This is a genomic window from Stenotrophomonas sp. S41 (assembly GCF_016624625.1).
In the GTDB taxonomy this organism is placed as follows: domain Bacteria; phylum Pseudomonadota; class Gammaproteobacteria; order Xanthomonadales; family Xanthomonadaceae; genus Stenotrophomonas.
This window is the reverse complement of sequence record NZ_JACVTV010000043.1, coordinates 13,537-30,698: the sequence shown is the minus strand read 5'-3', so window position 1 is coordinate 30,698 and position 17,162 is coordinate 13,537. Positions and strand designations below refer to the sequence as shown.

At 68.6% G+C, this 17,162-nt stretch carries 16 protein-coding genes; 6 read left to right on the top strand and 10 right to left on the bottom strand.

What is annotated here, in order from left to right:
- Positions 1 to 200: 200 nt before the first annotated feature.
- On the bottom strand, positions 201 to 2,321 hold the full coding sequence (locus IAE56_RS11060; RefSeq protein WP_200752576.1) for a methyl-accepting chemotaxis protein: 2,121 nt from the start codon (positions 2,319 to 2,321) through the stop codon (positions 201 to 203).
- Between the two features lie 183 nt (positions 2,322 to 2,504).
- Here IAE56_RS11060 and IAE56_RS11055 point away from each other — a divergent pair, with 183 nt between their 5' ends.
- Positions 2,505 to 2,960, top strand: coding sequence for an Rrf2 family transcriptional regulator (locus tag IAE56_RS11055; protein ID WP_200752575.1), 456 nt, complete (start codon positions 2,505 to 2,507; stop codon positions 2,958 to 2,960).
- Complete coding sequence (locus IAE56_RS11050) at positions 2,950 to 3,855, top strand: NAD(P)/FAD-dependent oxidoreductase (RefSeq protein ID WP_200752574.1); 906 nt, start codon at positions 2,950 to 2,952, stop codon at positions 3,853 to 3,855. The genes IAE56_RS11055 and IAE56_RS11050 overlap by 11 nt, the downstream gene beginning before the upstream one ends.
- A 95-nt stretch (positions 3,856 to 3,950) precedes the next feature.
- On the opposite strand, the gene IAE56_RS11045 is transcribed toward IAE56_RS11050, so the two are convergent.
- The gene (locus IAE56_RS11045) at positions 3,951 to 4,907 is read right to left on the bottom strand and encodes an aldo/keto reductase (RefSeq protein WP_108770426.1); all 957 of its coding nucleotides are present in this window, start codon (positions 4,905 to 4,907) and stop codon (positions 3,951 to 3,953) included.
- A gap of 170 nt (positions 4,908 to 5,077) precedes the next feature.
- Between IAE56_RS11045 and IAE56_RS11040 the strand changes: the two genes are divergently transcribed.
- Both IAE56_RS11040 and IAE56_RS11035 read left to right on the top strand, forming a co-directional pair.
- Positions 5,078 to 5,935 carry a class I SAM-dependent methyltransferase gene (locus IAE56_RS11040; RefSeq protein WP_200752573.1) on the top strand — a complete coding sequence of 286 codons (858 nt, stop codon included), beginning with the start codon at positions 5,078 to 5,080 and terminating at the stop codon, positions 5,933 to 5,935.
- An 81-nt stretch (positions 5,936 to 6,016) separates the two neighbouring features.
- A complete protein-coding gene (locus tag IAE56_RS11035; protein ID WP_116865064.1) occupies positions 6,017 to 6,556 on the top strand; it encodes a pseudouridine synthase in 540 nt (179 codons plus the stop codon).
- A 109-nt stretch (positions 6,557 to 6,665) separates the two neighbouring features.
- Here the strand turns inward: IAE56_RS11035 and IAE56_RS11030 are convergent, their stop codons facing one another.
- Both IAE56_RS11030 and hrpB read right to left on the bottom strand, forming a co-directional pair.
- Positions 6,666 to 7,055: a hypothetical protein gene (locus tag IAE56_RS11030; protein WP_164074529.1), complete on the bottom strand. Its 390-nt coding sequence runs from the start codon at positions 7,053 to 7,055 to the stop codon at positions 6,666 to 6,668.
- Between the two features lie 160 nt (positions 7,056 to 7,215).
- Positions 7,216 to 9,720: an ATP-dependent helicase HrpB gene (hrpB, locus tag IAE56_RS11025; RefSeq protein ID WP_200752572.1), complete on the bottom strand. Its 2,505-nt coding sequence runs from the start codon at positions 9,718 to 9,720 to the stop codon at positions 7,216 to 7,218.
- Positions 9,721 to 9,787: 67 nt separating this feature from the next.
- Between hrpB and IAE56_RS11020 the strand changes: the two genes are divergently transcribed.
- A complete protein-coding gene (locus tag IAE56_RS11020) occupies positions 9,788 to 10,585 on the top strand; it encodes a TatD family hydrolase (RefSeq protein WP_108770777.1) in 798 nt (265 codons plus the stop codon).
- A 118-nt stretch (positions 10,586 to 10,703) separates the two neighbouring features.
- Here IAE56_RS11020 and IAE56_RS11015 read toward each other — a convergent pair whose 3' ends face one another.
- From IAE56_RS11015 to IAE56_RS11000, 4 genes are all read right to left on the bottom strand, one after another.
- Positions 10,704 to 11,591, bottom strand: coding sequence for an NAD-dependent epimerase/dehydratase family protein (locus tag IAE56_RS11015; protein ID WP_200752577.1), 888 nt, complete (start codon positions 11,589 to 11,591; stop codon positions 10,704 to 10,706).
- Positions 11,591 to 12,529, bottom strand: a complete 939-nt coding sequence (gene panE / locus IAE56_RS11010; protein ID WP_200752571.1) for a 2-dehydropantoate 2-reductase — start codon at positions 12,527 to 12,529, stop codon at positions 11,591 to 11,593. The genes IAE56_RS11015 and panE overlap by 1 nt, the downstream gene beginning before the upstream one ends.
- 327 nt (positions 12,530 to 12,856) lie before the next feature.
- A complete protein-coding gene (locus IAE56_RS11005) occupies positions 12,857 to 13,666 on the bottom strand; it encodes an ABC transporter permease (protein WP_200752570.1) in 810 nt (269 codons plus the stop codon).
- Positions 13,663 to 14,631, bottom strand: a complete 969-nt coding sequence (locus tag IAE56_RS11000; RefSeq protein ID WP_188115453.1) for an ABC transporter ATP-binding protein — start codon at positions 14,629 to 14,631, stop codon at positions 13,663 to 13,665. Before IAE56_RS11000 ends, IAE56_RS11005 begins: the two co-directional genes overlap by 4 nt.
- 84 nt (positions 14,632 to 14,715) lie before the next feature.
- Between IAE56_RS11000 and IAE56_RS10995 the strand changes: the two genes are divergently transcribed.
- The gene (locus tag IAE56_RS10995) at positions 14,716 to 15,465 is read left to right on the top strand and encodes a ferredoxin--NADP reductase (RefSeq protein WP_200752569.1); all 750 of its coding nucleotides are present in this window, start codon (positions 14,716 to 14,718) and stop codon (positions 15,463 to 15,465) included.
- Positions 15,466 to 15,470: 5 nt separating this feature from the next.
- Here IAE56_RS10995 and IAE56_RS10990 read toward each other — a convergent pair whose 3' ends face one another.
- Both IAE56_RS10990 and IAE56_RS10985 read right to left on the bottom strand, forming a co-directional pair.
- Entirely contained in the window at positions 15,471 to 15,755 is a 285-nt protein-coding gene (locus IAE56_RS10990) for a DUF1883 domain-containing protein (protein WP_200752568.1), read from the bottom strand.
- A 95-nt stretch (positions 15,756 to 15,850) separates the two neighbouring features.
- Positions 15,851 to 17,017, bottom strand: coding sequence for a lytic polysaccharide monooxygenase (locus IAE56_RS10985; protein ID WP_200752567.1), 1,167 nt, complete (start codon positions 17,015 to 17,017; stop codon positions 15,851 to 15,853).
- Positions 17,018 to 17,162: the final 145 nt, after the last annotated feature.

The following is a 17,162-nucleotide window of genomic DNA, read 5'->3' as shown; positions in this document are numbered from 1 at the left end:
CCCCACCCCCCCCCCCCCCCCCCCCCGCCCCCCCGGGCCCCCCGCCCCCCCCCCCCCCCCCCCCCCCCCCCCCCCCCCCGCGACCTGAGGTGCTGCTGGGTGACCGGACCCTTGGTGGGTGCGGACCGTTGGTCCGCACGGATGCGCGCCGCTTCGCGTCGTCGCCCGACCAACGGTCGGGCGCTACCAATGCAATACCGTCATGCCGCGCGCGCGAAGGCATCTTTGGTCGTCGCCGCACTCGACAGATCAAACACATCCACCGCTTCGATCAAGCGGTCGGCCTGCTGTTCCAGGCTGCGCGCTGCGGCACTCGCTTCTTCCACCAGCGCGGCGTTCTGCTGGGTGGTGCCATCCATCTGGATCACGGTCTGGCTGACCTGTTCAATGCCCGCGCTCTGTTCCTGCGAGGCCGCGGAAATCTCGGCCATGATGTCGGTCACCCGCTGCACCGAGGCGACGATCTCGGCCATGGTGTCACCGGCCTGGCGCACACGCTCCGCGCCGTGGCCGACCTGTTCCACCGACGCTTCGATCAGCGTCTTGATCTCCTTGGCCGCCGCCGCCGAGCGCTGCGCCAGCGTGCGCACTTCGCTGGCGACCACGGCGAAACCACGGCCCTGTTCGCCGGCCCGCGCTGCTTCCACGGCCGCGTTCAAGGCCAGGATATTGGTCTGGAAGGCGATGCCATCGATGACGCTGATGATCGCGGCGATCTGCCGCGAGGACGTCTCGATCGCGCCCATGGTCGCCACCACCTGGCCGACCACTTCACCGCCCTGCGAGGCCACGCCGTGCGCGCCGATCGCCAGCTGGTTGGCCTGGCGTGCGTGCTCGGCGTTCTGGCGCACGGTGGAGGTCAGTTCCTCCATCGACGCGGCGGTCTCTTCCAGATTCGCGGCCTGCTGTTCGGTACGGCGCGACAGGTCGTTGTTGCCGGCAGCAATTTCAGCGGCGGCCGAATGGATGCTGCCCGAGGTGTGCTTGATGTCGGTGACGATCGTCGCCAGCTGCGCCGCCGTGGTGTTGGCATCGCCGGCGATGCGCGCGAACACGCCCTGGAAATCGCCGTGCATGCGTGCACCCAGGCGGCCATCGGCAATCGCACGCAGCATCGTCGAGACCTCGCCCAGGTTCTGCTCGGTGCCCTGCATCAGCTGGTTCAGGCCATCGACCATCGCGCGGAAATCATGCTCGAAGCGCGCGCTGTCGCCACGCTGGCTGAAATCGCCGGCGGCGGCCGCACCGGCCAGGCGGCGGATCTCGCCGTTGATCGCGCCGAGATTGTGCTTGACCGCATCCAGCGCCTCGGTGATCACCGCCTTCTCGCCGGGCAGGCGTTCCATGTCCTGGCTGAGGTCGCCCACGGCGTAGCGGCCCATGATCGAGATCGCACGCATCTTCACCTGGATGTGCGCGTCGACCAGTGCATTGGTGTCGGCCACCATGCGCCCGTACGCGCCGGGGAAGGCGCTGGCCTGCATGCGGTGGCTGATGGTGCCGGCGTCGTGCGCCTGCGCCATCGCCGCCTGTGCGGCGAGCACGTCGCGCAGGGTGCCCTGCACGGCCTGCATGGCCTGCGCCAGGCGGCCGATCTCATCGCGGCTGCGTACCTGCACCACATGGTCCAGATCGCCGGCGGCCACCGCGCGCGCGGCGGCTTTCACTGCCAGCACCGGCTGCACCACGGCACGCCGCAACCACCAGCCGAGGCCGACCAGCAGCAGCACCGCTGCGGCGATGGTCAGCACCGCGCACACCACCAGGGTGTGCCGTGCCTGCTGCGAACGCGCACTTACAGCGGCCTCGGCCACCTCGGCGGTGTGCGTGCCCAGCGCATCCAGCGCCGCGGCCACTGGTCGATCCTTGCCGCGCACCAGGCTGTCGCCGGCGGACGGGTCGTAGCCGGCCTCGGCAAACGCCTGCAGGGCGGCGTGGTAATCCTTCTGCAGCTGCGCGTGCAGGGCGCTGAACGCCTGCGCCATGTCGCGGGTGCGCGCATCGGGGCTGGTGGCCAGGCCCGTGGCCAGCGTCTCCACCAGTTTCCCCTCGTCATCGAAGGCCTGCAGGTGGCGCTGGCGCAGCGCCTCGTCGTGGCCGCGCAGCAGCACGTTCTTCCATTCCTGCACCTGCCCGCGGAACTCGCGCTGCAGGCGCTCGGCATCGCGGCTGTGGGCGACCTCGGCGGGGACTTCGGTGGACAGCTTCAGCCACGCCGATGCCAGGCCGGCGAGGGCGCACAGCAGGACGATGGCCAGACCAACGGACACAGCACCAAGCAGCTTCGACTGCAGCCGCGGCGCACGGGAGGAGGCGTTCATGGAGCGGACTCTTGGAAGGGGGGCGATGCGGTATCGACCGCGCTTGAGTCCGCTGAAGTGCGAAGCAGATCACATTACCGTTGCGTTCAATGATGTGAAGGGCGCGTGAGATAGGACAGATGTGTCCAAATGGAACGAAAGCGGACCCTCGACAGGTGGTTTAAATGTAACTATCGTAGTTACATGAAATCCGCAGACCCGCTCTCCGACGCCCTGCACGTGATGGCCCACCTGGTCGGCCAGGAAGGCCCGCGCACCTCCGAACAACTGGCCACCTGCCTGCCGACCCACCCGGTGGTGATCCGCCGCCTGCTGGCGCAGATGCACAAGGCCGGCCTGGTGCGCAGCACGCGCGGCCACGGCGGCGGCAGCCAGCTGGCGCGCGACGCGGCGCAGATCAGCCTGCACGACATCTACCTGGCCGTCGGTGCGCCGCCGCTGGTGCAGTTCGGCCAGCGCGACAACGGCGGTGGCTGCCCGATCCAGCAGCTGGTCAACCAGGCCCTGCAGGACGGCGCGCGCGAGGCCCAGCGCCTGCTCGAAGCGCGCCTGCAGGCCAGCACCCTGGACCAGCTGGGCGCCGACTTCGCCCGCCATCTTGCCCATCACCGTTCCCTGGAAGGTCCCCATGAATCCTGATGTCATCATCGTCGGCGGCAGTTACGCCGGCATCGCCGCCGGCCTGATCCTGGCCCGCGCGCGCCGTCCGGTCACCATCATCGACAGCGGACTGCCGCGCAATCGCGCCGCCAGCCATTCCCATGGCGTGCTCGGCCAGGACGGCGTCAGTGGCGCCGAGCTGCTGAAGAACGCGCGCCAGCAGCTGCTGGATTACCCCACCGTGCGCTGGCTGCAGGGCGAGGTGGTGCATGCGCAGTCCACTGCCGATGGCGTGGAGGTGCGTACTGCCGATGGCCAAGTGCTGGCCGCGCGCAAGCTGCTGCTGGCCACCGGCATCGCCGACCAGCTGCCCGAGTTGCCGGGCCTGGCCGAACGCTGGGGCAGCACCGTGCTGCATTGCCCGTACTGCCATGGCTACGAAGTCGGCGGCGGTGCCATCGGCCTGCTCGGTGGCCACCCGATGTCGGCGGCCAAGGCGACGCTGTTTGCCGACTGGGGCAACGTCACCTTCTTCAGCCAGGGCTTGCCGATCAGCGATGAAGAGCAGGCCGCCATGCAGCAGCGCGGCGTGCAGATCGAGACCACCCCGGTGGTGGGCGTGCAGGGCGAACAGCCGACGTGGCTGGAAGTGGAACTGGCCGATGGCCGGCGCATCGCCCAGCGTGCGCTGTTCGTGCCGGCGATGCAGCAGATGGCCACGCCGCTGGTGCAGCAGCTGGGCTGCATGCTGGTGGAAAGCCCGTTGGGCGTGCTGGTCGAGGTCGACATGATGAAGCAGACCTCGGTGCCGAACGTCTACGCCGCGGGCGACGCGACCACGGTCGGCAATATCACCCTGGCGATGGCCGAAGGCGTGCGCGCGGGCATCGGCGTGCATCACGCGCTGGTGGGTGAGGACAGCGTGCCGCGTTGAGCGCAGCGGCATCTGGTAGATGCCGACCTTGGTCGGCGCCCTTGGGGTCGGAGCCCTTTCTGCGAAAGGGATCCGACCCCGGCTGGATGCTGCGATCAACCCTCGACGCTGGCCGCGTCCAGCTGTGCGATGTCCTGCACGCTCAGGCCGACGTTGGCGGCCGCCAGCAGGTCGTGCAGCTGCTCGACGCTGGTGGCGCTGACGATCGGTGCGGTGATCGACGGCCGTGCGATCTGCCACGCCAGCGCGATCTGCGCGGCGCTGGCGTTGTGCTTGCTGGCCACATCATCCAGCGCCTGCAGGATGCGCAGGCCACGCGGGTTCAGGTAGCGCTTGACCACGTTTTCGCCACGCGCCGGGCTCTTGCTGGCATCGGCCGGGGTGCGGTATTTGCCGCTGAGGAAACCACTGGCCAGTGCGTAATAACCGATCACGCCGATCTGTTCGCGCTGCACCAGAGGTTCCAGTTCCTTCTCGTAACCGGCGCGGTCGTACAGGTTGTACTCCGGCTGCAGGGTTTCATAGCGCGGCAGCTTGTAATCGGTGGACACCTTCAGCGCATCGGCCAGGCGCGTGGCGCTGTAGTTGGACGCACCGATGGCGCGCACCTTGCCCGCTTCGATCAGCCGGCCGAACGCAGCCAGCGTCGCCTCCAGCGGCGTGGATTCATCGTCCTCGTGGGCCTGGTACAGATCGATGACATCGGTCTGCAGGCGGCGCAGCGAATCTTCCACCGCAGCGTTGATGTTGTCCGGGGTCAGGCCGGGGCGTTCTGCCCACTTGGCCACCTTGGTCGCCAGCACCACCTTGTCGCGCTTGCCACTGCGCGCGAACCACTTGCCGATCAGCGTTTCCGATTCGCCGCCTTCGTTGCCCGGCACCCAGGCCGAATAGACATCGGCGGTATCGACCAGGTTGAAGCCGGCATCGACGAAGGCATCGAGCAGGGCGAAGCTGGCCTTCTCATCGGCGCTCCATCCAAACACGTTGCCACCGAAGGCGAGCGGACGTACATGCAGGCCGGAACGGCCCAGTTCGCGGGTTGCCGTCATGGGCACGGACTCCTTGGGGGTAGTCCTGCAGCATAGAACGCGCTGTGTGACCGCGCTGCGGCGTCGAACACAAAACAGTGTTCCGTCTCGGAGCGCGTGGCTAACGTTTTGTGAACACCTTGCACGCGGCGGCTGCTAGTCTCGCCGCATCTTCCGCTGGAATCGCCCCGATGATCGCTGCCTCGTCCCTGCGTAGCTGCCGCCTGCTGCTTGCCTCGGCCCTGCTCGTTGCTGTTCCCGCATTCGCTGCACCGGCCACGGTGGCACCGGCGAAGATCCAAGTCTCGCCGGCCATCGATGCCGCGGTGAAGGCATCGACCCGCGACCCCGCCAATGTGAAACGCGACAACTACCGCCATCCGGCTCAGTCGTTGGCCTTCTTCAAGGTCGCACCGGAAAAGACCGTCATCGAGATCACCCCCGGCAACGGCTGGTACTCGGAAATCCTGGCGCCGCTGCTGCGTGACAAGGGCCACTACATCGCCGCCGTGGTCGATCCGGCCGCCGTGCCCGAAGGCCGTGGCCGCGATTACCAGCAGCGCAGCCGCGACGGCCTGGAAAAGAAGTTTGCCGGCGCACCGGCCCAGTTCGACAAGGCCGCCGTGGTCGGCTACGACCCGGCCAAGCCGGTGTTCGGCGCGGCCAATTCGGCCGACGTGGTGCTGACCTTCCGCAACGTGCACAACTGGCGCAAGGCCGGCCAGGCGCAGGGCATGTTCCAGGGCTTCTTCAATGTGCTGAAGCCGGGCGGCGTGCTGGGCGTGGTCGAGCATCGCGCCAAGGCCGACGTCGCCGATGACGACGACACCGGCTATGTCGGCCAGCAGCAGGTGATCGCCATGGCCGAGGCCGCCGGCTTCAAGCTGGATGCGCGCACCGAGGTCAATGCCAACCCGCGTGACACCAAGGACCACCCGAACGGTGTCTGGACCCTGCCGCCGACCAACCAGCACGACAAGGCCGACGACGCCAAGTACCAGGCCATCGGCGAAAGCGACCGCATGACCCTGCGGTTCGTGAAGCCGTAAACCGATGACGCCGGGCCCCGCCCGGCGAGCGCGCAGCGCGGCGTGGGACAATGCATCACCCCGCCGCCTGCCGTTTCCGCAATGCTGATCGCCTTCAACAAGCCCTTCAACGTGCTCTGCCAGTTCACCGACCGCAGCGTGCCGCCGCGGCCGACCCTGGCCGGCTTCGGCCTGCCGCCGCGCGTGTACGCTGCCGGCCGGCTTGACCATGACAGCGAGGGCCTGCTGCTGCTGACCGACAACGGCACGCTGGCGCACAAGCTGACCGACCCGAAGCACAAGGCCGACAAGACCTACTGGGTGCAGGTGGAAGGCACGCCCAGCGATGAGCAGCTGCAGCAGCTGCGCGACGGCGTGGTCCTGAACGATGGGCCGACGTTACCGGCGAAGATCGAGCGCCTCGATCCGGCGCCGGAGCTGTGGCTGCGCGATCCACCGGTGCGTTTCCGCAAGACCGTGCCGGACAGCTGGCTGGCGATCACGATCCGCGAAGGCCGCAACCGCCAGGTGCGGCGGATGACCGCGGCGGTGAACCTGCCGACGCTGCGCCTGGTGCGCGTGTCGATGGGGCCATACCGGCTGGATGACCTGCAGCCGGGGCAGTGGCGGCAGATCGGCTGAGCCGGACTGCAGAAACGAAAAGGGTCGGAGCCCTTCCTGCGGAAGGAATCCGACCCTGGATCGGGGTCAGGCCCCTTCCGCAGGAAGGGCGCTGACCCGCAGGCAGGCCTCAGGCATCGCTGCCGATGTCGCTGTGCTCATCCACCACGGTGTGGTTGCGGCGGTCACGCGCGTTGATGCGCTTGGCCTGCCCGTTCACCACCTGGCCGTTGGCGGCCTTCTTCTTCTGCTGCTTGCGGTACAGCGCGTAGCCCAGCAGGCCCACGCCCACGGCAGCGGCGGTGATGGCCACGGCCGGGTTGCGGCGCACGAACTTGGTGGCGACCTTGCCGCCGGTCTTCACCGCACCCACGGCGGCGCCGGTCTTGATCCAGTCACTGGCCTGCGGGCCGAGATGGCGCAGGCTGCCGCCGGCGCTCTTCAGGCCATCACCCGCGGTGTGCGCCAGTTCCAGGGCGCGCTCCAGGGCGCGGTCGGTGATAACGGTCAGCTTGCTCATTCGTGGGGTCCTTTGCCTCGGGTCGAAGTCCAGTGTGTCGTGCTGCCTGTAAACGGTATGTCAGTCAGGGCGGTCGATGAGGTGACTTTACCCGGTCCATTCAGGATCAGGCAGGGCGGGGTCGGATCCCTTTGCAACGCAAAGGGCTCCGACCCCGCCGTCAGGTGCCGCGCGGCTTGGCCCGGTGCGTCGCCGTCGCCGTCCACGGGTCGTCCGGCCACGGATGGCGCGGGTAGCGGCCCTTCATCTCCTTCTTCACCTCGGCATAGGTGTTTTCCCAGAAGTTGCGCAGGTCCTGGGTGACCTGCAGTGGGCGGCCGCCCGGCGACAGCAGGTGCAGGGTCAGCGGTACGCGGCCATCGGCGATGCGCGGGGTGTCGGCCAGGCCGAACAGTTCCTGCAGCTTCACCGCCAGCACCGGCGGCAGCGGTTCACCGCTCTCGCTGTCCAGCGCATAGCTGATCGGTCGTTCCAGCCCCGAGGGCACGGTGATGCGGGTCGGCGCATGGCGCTCCACCAGCTGCCGCTGCGACCATTCCAGCGGCGACTTCAGCGCTTCACCGAAGCTGCTCTCGTCCAAGGCATCCAGCCGCGTCTTGCCGGCGAACGCCGGCTGCAGCCACTGCGCGCGGGTGGCCAGCAGGGCGGCGTCGCTGCAGTCGGGCAGGCCGAGTTCGGGCATCCAGCGGCGCAGCGATTCCACCCGCGCCTGCCATTGGCGCAGGCCCTCGGTCCACGGCAGCGCCGACAGGCCGAGCTCGGCCACCGCATCGGTCAGTGCCTGCGCGGCATGCTGCGGATCGACGCGGCCGGCCGAGCGGCTGTCCAGCACGATGCGGTCGAAGCGCGTCTCGCGCAGGGCCACCAGGGCGCGGCGCTCGCTGTCCCAGCGCACGGTGTCCTCGGTGACGAAGCGCTGCGGCCATGCCGCGCGCAACGCGTTTTCATCCACGGGCGCGGCGCGCAGCAGCAGGGCATCACGTGCTTCATAGCGCAGCTCGCTGACCACCAGCCACGGCTCGCCGCGCAGGTCGCTCAGTTCATGCAGGCGCGCGCTGCGGCCGTTGGCCAGCAGGTAGCGCAGCGGATCGCTGGGGTGCTGGAAACCGATGCGGTCGGGAAAGGCGTGGGCGAGCAGATCACCCAGCTCATGCGCTTCGATGCTGCTGGGCGGCGTCGCCTCGCAGCGCAGGCGTCGGCGCCACTGCTTGGCGGCCGCATCGATGGCGGCCAGGCCGCTGCGGTTGGCATCGGACGGCGCACGACCGTTGCGGAATGCCGCCAGCGCACGCCAGCGTGCGGCCAGCGCATCGCCGCCCTGGCGCAGCGGATCGCGTGCTTCCAGCAGCGCGGCCAGATCGGCGGCCAGCGCCTGTGCGCGCGCATCGGGCGCGGCCAGCAGCATCGCCGCCATGCGCGGGTGCGTGCCCAGCGCCAGTACGCGGCGGCCGAGTGCGGTGATCGCGCCGGTGTCCGACAGTGCGCCCAGGCGCTGCAGCAGTTCGCGTGCGGCGGCCATCGGGCCGGACGGCGGCGGATCGAGGAAACGCAGGTCGCTGCTGCCCCAGGCCGCCAGTTCCAGCGCCAGCCCGGCCAGTTCCACCTGGTCGATCTCGGCGCGGCGCTGCGGCTCCAGCCGCTGCGACTGCGGCCACAGCCGCCACGCCACGCCCTCGGCCACGCGTCCGGCACGGCCGGCGCGCTGGTCGGCCGAGGCCTGGGCGATGGCCACCACGTCCAGCAGGGTGAAGCCGCTGTTGGGGTCGTAGCGCGGCTCGCGCGCCTGGCCGCTGTCGATCACCACGCGCACGCCGGGCAGGGTCACCGAAGATTCGGCCACGTTGGTGGCCAGCACCACGCGGCGGCGGCCATCGCTGGCAACCTGCAGCACGCGTGCCTGCTGTTCCACCGGCAGCTCGCCGTGCAGCGCCAGCACCTCGACGCTGCCGTCCAGCGATTCCTGCAGACCGGCCTGGACGCGGGCGATCTCGCGCTGGCCGGGCAGGAACACCAGCAGGTCGCCGGGATGCTCGGCCAGGGCCTGCTGCACCGCGCGGCGCACCTGCAGCTCCAGTGCCTCATCGCGACGTGCCGGGAAATGGCTGACCGCCACCGGATAGCTGCGGCCCTCGCTGCTCAGCCGCGGCGCATCGAGGAAGCGGGCAAGCCGCTCGCCATCCAGCGTGGCCGACATCACCACCAGCCGCAGGTCGTCGCGCAGCTGCGCCTGCACGTCCAGCGCCAGGGCCAGGCCGAGGTCGCCACTGAGGTGGCGCTCGTGGAATTCATCGAACAGGATCGCGCCGACCGTTTCCAGCATCGGGTCATCCTGCAGCATGCGGGTCAGAATGCCCTCGGTGACCACTTCAATGCGGGTGCGCGCCGAGATCTTGTTCTCGAAGCGGATGCGGTAGCCGACGGTGCCGCCCACCTCTTCGCCCAGCTGCCGCGCCATGAACAACGCGGCGCTGCGTGCGGCCACACGGCGCGGTTCCAGCAGGATGATCTTCCGGTCCTGCAGCCACGGCGCATCGAGCAGGGCCAGCGGCACCTGGGTGGTCTTGCCGGCGCCGGGCGGCGCTTCCAGCACCAGCCGCGGCTGCGCGGCCAGGTGCTGCTGGATCTGCGGCAGCAGCGGGGAAATCGGGAAGAGCGGGGCGTTCATGTGCAAAGGATAAGGGGCCATGGCCGGCGCGGGTACAATGCGCGGGCACTTTTCCCCCGCGATGACCATGCACCTGATCGATATCGGCGCCAACCTGACCCACGACTCCTTCGACCGCGACCGCGATGCCGTCCTGGACCGTGCACGGCAGGCCGGCGTGGTGCAGATGGTCATCACCGGCGCCAGCCGCGAGCACTCCCCGCTGGCCGTGCAGCTGGCCCAGCAGCACCCCGGTTTCCTGTACGCCACCGCCGGCGTGCACCCGCACCACGCGGTGGAATACACCGAGGAGTGCGACGCCGAAATGCGCGCACTGCATGCGCACCCGGAAGTGGTGGCGGTGGGCGAGTGCGGGCTGGATTACTTCCGTGATTTCTCGCCGCGCCCGGCGCAGCACCGCGCGTTCGAGCGCCAGCTGCAGCTGGCCGCGGACAATGGCAAGCCGCTGTTCCTGCACCAGCGCGATGCGCATGCCGATTTCATGGCGCAGATGAAGAACTTCGAAGGCCGCCTCGGCCCGGCGGTGGTGCATTGCTTCACCGGCGAACGTGACGAGCTGTTCGATTACCTGGACCAGGACTGGTACATCGGCATCACCGGCTGGCTGTGCGACGAGCGCCGTGGCGCGCACCTGCGCGAACTGGTGAAGAACATCCCGGCCAACCGCCTGATGATCGAGACCGACGCGCCGTACCTGCTGCCGCGTACGCTGAAGCCGATGCCGAAGGATCGCCGCAACGAACCGATGTTCCTCTCGCACATCGTCGAGGAACTAGCCCGCGACCGTGGCGAAGACGTAGCGGTGACCGCGGCCAATGCCACGGCTGCCACGCGCACGTTCTTCCGCCTGCCCGACGCAGGTTGATCCTGTAGAGCCGAGCCCATGCTCGGCTGCCGCAAGCCGAGCATGGGCTCGGCTCTACAAGAGCGGTGCACGCAGGGCGGTAGCGCCGGGCCATGCCCGGCGAGCGCAGCGGTGCGGATCAGGCGCCGCGCGCAGCGGCCAGCTCCTCCAGCCCTTCCCGATACGTCGCAAACTTCGGCGCCCACGCCAACGCCTCACGCGTGCCGCGGCTGTCGATGCGCTTGTTGCTGGCGTAGAAGCGCCGCAGCGTTGCGCTCACCGCCGGGTCATCCCAGGCCACTGCCGCTGGCAGCGGGAATCCACCCCGCTGCGCGGCATAGGCCAGCACATCCTGCGGTGGCGCGGGCTCGTCATCGGCAGGCAGGTACAGTCCATCCCGCGTGGGTCGCTGCATCGCCGCGATGACCACGGCCGCCAGATCCTCCACATGCAGCCGGTTGAACACCAGCCCGGGCCGTACGACATGGCGCGCGCGGCGCTCGGCCAACTGCAGCAGCGCATTGCGGCCAGGGCCATACAGCCCCGGCAGACGGAACACCGCCGAGGCGATGCCGCGTGCATCGGCCAGTGCCTGCCACTGCGTTTCGGCCAGGCGGCGCTGCACGCCAGCGGCTTCGCTGGCATCGGCCTCGCTGTTCTCGTCCACCCAGCCACCGCCGCGATCCGCATAGACCGAAGTCGAGGATAGGTACCCCACCCAGCGCAGCGCCTTACTGACCTGCAGCACAGGCAGCAGCTGGCGCAGTGCAGGATCACCCTGCGCATCCGGCGGCACGCTGCACAGCACCGCCTGCGCCTGTGCGATGGCCTCCAGCAACGCCGCTGACGGCGCGGCATCGGCATGCAGGCGGTGCCGCTGCAGTCCATCGTCGACTGTCGACGACGGATCGCGCACCGTGCCCGACACCTGTACGCCACGCGCCTGCAGCTGCGCGGCGAGCACGCGCCCACTCCAGCCCATGCCGAGGATCAGCACCGGCGACGGCAGTGGCGCGGGCGCCGACATCACGCGCCGCGCTGCGCCTGGTAGGCCTGCAGGCTGCTGTAGGCGACCTGCAGCAGCAGTGCTTCCTGCTCGGCCTTGCGTGCGCGCACCAGCATGTCACCGACGATGTGCGCCGCTTCCACCTGCTGGCCGGCTTCCAGATCGCGCAGCATCGAGGCTTTCAGTGCAGAACCGACCTGGGTCAGGGTGCCGCGCGCGGTATCCTGCGCGGCCTGCGGCACCGGCTCACCGGCTGCCTCGGCCACGGCCAGGCACTCGTCGTACAGGCCGCGCACGATGGCCTCGCCATCATCGGTGGCGACGATCGTACCGATGTCCGCGCGCAGCAGGCAGGTGGCGGCCGCCAAGGCGGTGAGGAAGGTGTACTTGACCCACTGTTCCTGGCCGATCCGCTCGCTGGCCAGATGGTCCAGGTTGGCCTGTGCACACGCGGCGGCGAAAGCGCGCACGCGGTCGGAGATCGCACCACCGTCGCGCTCGCCGAAGGTCAGCTTGGCCGGCTTGCCCAGGTGCAGCACCGCGCCATCGGGCGCCTTGGTGGCGCTGATGAAGCACAGGCCGCCGAGCACGGCCTCGCGGCCGAAGCGTGCATCCAGGGCGCCGTAGTGGTGCAGGCCGTTGAGGATGGGCAGCACGCTGGTGTGGGCGCCCACCGCCGGTGCGATCGCATCGATCGAGCTGTCCAGGTCGTAGGCCTTGCAGCTGAGGATGACCAGGTCGAAGGGCTGCTGCGCGGCAAGCGCGGGCAGGGCGTCGGCAGTGACGTGCTGCACCGGGAAGCTGGCATCGCCTACGGGACTGCGGATGACCAGACCATCGCGGTCCAGCTGGCTGGCGCGGGCCGGGCGGACCAGGAAGGTCACGTCCACGCCGGCCTGCGCGAGGCGGCCGCCGAAGTAACCGCCGGTACCACCGGCGCCGAGAATCAGGATGCGCATTGCACGTTCACCGTTTTCTGGGGGAAGTCTTCCAGCGATTGTGCCGGAGATCGCAGGCAAAAAAAGAGCCGGGCATTAGCCCGGCTCTACCGTTACGCCATCCACGCATGGCGTGGATCTACTGGCCACCGGCCAACTGTCGAAGGCGGGGTGGGTCCGGTTGAGGGGGTGTGAGCGGCATGGATGCCGCGACCAAGCCCCCATGGATGGGTTTACGGCGTCCCCCTCAACCGGACCCACCCCGCCAACCCACGGATACCCAGCTGTTGACGTTGACGTTGCTCCGGCTTGCAGCGGATGCAGGGCCGCAGGCCCTGCAGGCAACCCTCAGCTGCGCATGCCCACGCCACGGCGCAGCAGCCACAGCGCCAGCGCCGTCAGCACCACCACGAAGCCGAGCATCAGCGCATAGGCCACCCACACCGGCACGTCGCTGCTGCCCAGCAGGCCGTAGCGGAACGCATTGACCATGTAGAAGATCGGGTTGGCGTGCGTGGCCGCCTCGGCCCAGCCCGGCAGCAGCTTCACCGAATAGAACACGCCGCCCAGGTAGGTCAGCGGGGTCAGGATGAAGGTCGGCACGATCGCCACGTCATCGAACTTCTTGGCGTACACCGCGTTGATGAAGCCGGCCAGCGAGAAGATCGTCGCGCCCAGGATCACCGTGCTCAACGTCACCAGCGGGTGCGGGATGCGCACCGGAGTGAAGAACATGGCGATGATCAGCACGATCACGCCGACCATCAGGCCGCGCAGCACCGCACCGGCCACATAGCCCCACAGGATCACCCAGTTCGGCATCGGGCTCACCAGCAGCTCTTCCACGTGGCGTCCGAACTTGGCACCGAAGAACGAGGAACTGATGTTGCCGTAGCTGTTCTGGATCACGCTCATCATCACCAGGCCCGGCACGATGAACTGCATGTAGCTGTAACCGCCCATGTCACCCACGCGCGAGCCGATCAGGCCGCCGAAGATGAGGAAGTACAGGGTCATGGTGATCGCCGGCGGCACCAGGGTCTGGCCCCAGATGCGCAGGATGCGCGCCACTTCGCGGCGCACGATGGTCATCAGGGCGATGCGGTTGCGCTGTGCGTCGGTGATCGGCGCAGCGGGCGTATTCGGGGTGCCGCTCATGCGGAGGTCTCCTGGTTGCCGGTGAGGCGCACGAACAGTTCCTCCAGGCGGTTGCTCTTGGTACGCATCGAACGCACGCGGATGCCGGACTCGTTCAGCGTGGCGAACACGCGGTTGAGATCCATGGCGCGCGGCATGTCGATGTCCAGCGTGTGCGCGTCCGGCGCGGTGAGGGTCGCGCCCTCGATCACCGGCAGCTGCGCGGGCAGGTCACCGTCGATGTCCAGCAGGAAGCCTTCCACATCGAGCTTGGCCAGCAGGGAACGCATCGGGCCCTGGGTGACGATCTGGCCGTGGTTGATGATGGCCAGGTTGCGGCACAGGTACTCGGCCTCTTCCAGGTAGTGGGTGGTGAGGATGATCGTGGTGCCGGCGGCATTGATCTCCTTCAGCACCCGCCACATGTCGCGGCGGATCTCGATGTCCACGCCGGCGGTCGGCTCGTCGAGGATCAGCAGGCGCGGGCGGGTCATCATCGCGCGGGCGATCATCAGGCGGCGCTTCATGCCACCGGACAGGGTGCGGCTCATCACCTGTGCCTTTTCCCACAGGTGCGCGCGCTTCAGTTCCTCTTCGGCGCGCTTCTCCGCTTCCTCGCGGGCCACGCCATAGAAACCGGCGTAGTTGACCAGGATGTCGAAGGGCTTCTCGAACAGGTTGAAGTTGATTTCCTGCGGCACCAGGCCGATCAGGCGCATGGTGGCGCTGCGGTTGCGCACCAGGTCGCTGCCGAACACTTCCACCTGGCCCTCGCTGAGGTTGACCAGGGAGCTGATGATGCCGATCAGGGTGGACTTGCCGGCGCCGTTGGGGCCGAGCAGGGCGAAGAAATCGCCCGGGGCGACCTCCAGGGAAACCCCTTTCAGGGCCTGGGTGCCGTTGTCATAGGTCTTGCGCAGGTCGCGCACGCGCAGGGCGGGCGCCGTATCGTTCAGGGAAGCCAAGCTCGAAGCCTTCGCGCCCATGGGCTGGCGCTGGAGAGGGGCGGGGAGGGGCTATTATAGAAGACCCCGAGGGCTTGCCCCGGCTACACACTGTCCCGAAAAGTCGTGCCTGTCCAATTCCCCATCAAGCTGGTCGGCCGCCGCATGCTGGCGCCCACTGTCGGCCACTACCAGTTCGTGCGTGATGACGGCCAGCCGCTGGATTTCCAGCCCGGCCAGTTCATCCAGGTCCATTTCAGCTACGCCGATGGCACCGAAACCAAGCGCAGCTACTCGCTGGCGACCATCCATGACCACGCACTGGGCCCGGGCGAGGCGGTGGATATCGCCGTCAGCTTCGTGCCCGGCGGCGCCGCCACGGCCCTGTTCGAGGCGCTGGACCTCGGCGGCCAGGTCAGTGCGTCCGGCCCGTACGGCCGCTTCTGCCTGAACCCCGGCGACCACAATGCCCGCTACCTGCTGATCGCCACCGGTACCGGTGTCACCCCGTACCGGTCGATGCTGCCGCTGCTGGAAACGGCCATGGCCGAGCGCGGCGTGCAGGTGGTCCTGCTGCAGGGCGCGCGCAGCCCGGGCGAGCTGCTGTACAGCGAAGATTTCTACAGCTTCGCCGAAAAGCACCCGAACTTCCGTTATGTGCCGTGCCTGTCGCGCGAACTGCCGGCCGACCCGCACCCCGACGTGCACCACGGCTACGTGCAGCAGGCCCTGGCCGGCTTCAGCCCGGACCCGGCCACCGACATCGCCTACCTGTGCGGCAACCCGGACATGGTCGATGCCTGCGCCGAGGCGCTGAAGGACGCCGGGCTGGGCAACCCGCAGATCCGCCGCGAGAAGTACGTCAGCAGCAAGTAGGCCGGCTAGACGGCCGGCGGCAGCGGTCGGGGCACAACCTCGACCGAGGCCTCCGTAGTGCCGGCAAGGCCTGCCATGTCCACCACCAGGTGCCAGGTGCCGCCCGATGGAATGGTCATATGGAACGGGGACGTCTTCACCAGGCCGCCATGGTAGTGGTGGCGACTCCCTCTCTGGAAACTGGAAAAGTTGCTTGGGGTCATGAGACGGACGTTGGCCGCCCTGGTCAGCGTGATCCGCAGGACATCGCCTGCTCTCAGATTGCCAAGGTCCCATTTCAGAAAATTCATGTGGTGTGTTCCTTCGTGTCTGGGCAGCCGGCCATCGCAGCGGCGACGGCCGGCGCGTACGCGCTGCCTTCGGCGGCAGCGCGCTCAATCAAGGTTCAGTACGGAATCCAGGCATCGCGCCAGGCCGAGCCCACGCCGGGGCGGTACGGTTCGGCGTTGATGTTGCACCACGCGCCTTCCGGGAACGGGCGGCAGGCATACAGCTTGCCGTCGCTGCCCTTCACCACGGTCTGCCCCGGCACATAGCTGCCGATGCCCGCCGGGTACACATGGTCGTAGTCGCCGCCGGGCGGATCCACCGGATCCACCGGATCCGGCACCTTGGTATCCAGCTGGAAGCGATGCCCCGGACGCAGGTACACACGGTTCTCCGTGGCCGAGGCCACCGGCGTGATCACGCCATCGCGCAGGATGCCCACGCGCGCCTGCGCAGCGCTGGCGTTGACCTTGCGCGCCAGCACCAGCGGCCACTGCGTGGGCGCGGTCTGGCCGCTGGCCAGCACCACGTCCACCTGCTCCACATCGTTGCCGGCCGCGTTGAACACGCGCAGCGAGACCGTGGTACCCACCTCCAGCGCGCCGCGTGCGGTCACCGCACCGGCATCCTGCCACTGCGGCGGCGGGGTCACGTCACCGCCTTCGAAGCGCACGTCGGCACAGGTGTAGAACGCTTCATCCGAATCCGAACGCTGCCAGGTGTTGTAGATCACGTGCTGGCCACTGCGCTTGGGCAGCGGGCAGTCCAGCTTGTACACGCCACCTTCGGACAGCGGCACGTTGCCCAGCGTGCAGAACGCTTCCAGGTCCGACCAGCGCAGGCCGTCGCTGGCCTTCCAGCCATCGCGGGTGACATAGAACTTCCACTCGCGGGTGGCATGCGGCGCCGATCCCAGGAATTCGAAGGTATAGCGACCGTTGGCATCGGCGCGGATCGGCGACGTCGTCCAGTCGCTGCGGTCCAGGTCCAGGCCGCGGTACTTGCTGTTGCCGCCGCTGCACAGCTGGCCATCGGGCACGACTGCCTGGTGGTTGCCGTTGGCGTGGGCCTGGTTGACGCCGGCCCAGTCGTAGAATGGCTGCGCCCCCCCCACGGCCTTGGCGGCGGCGCAGGCGGGGTTGGTCGGATTCTGCGGATTGCCCTGGTAACAGGCGTAGATGCGGCTCATCGGTTTGGACAACGTGCCGTGCGCCTGCGCGCTGCCGGGCAGGAAGAGCCCTGCGGACAGCGTCGCGGCAACGGCGAGCAGGAGGCGTGTCTGCATGGGGTGCGTCCCTGGACGTGTGGAAGAGCGGGCAGTCTCCACACCGGTTGCAGCCACTACCATGCAACCATTCCTAAAAGTGCACGAATGCGAACGTGTTAACCGTTTTCATGCGAAGTGCGCCGCAAAGTCCGCCTGCTGCAGG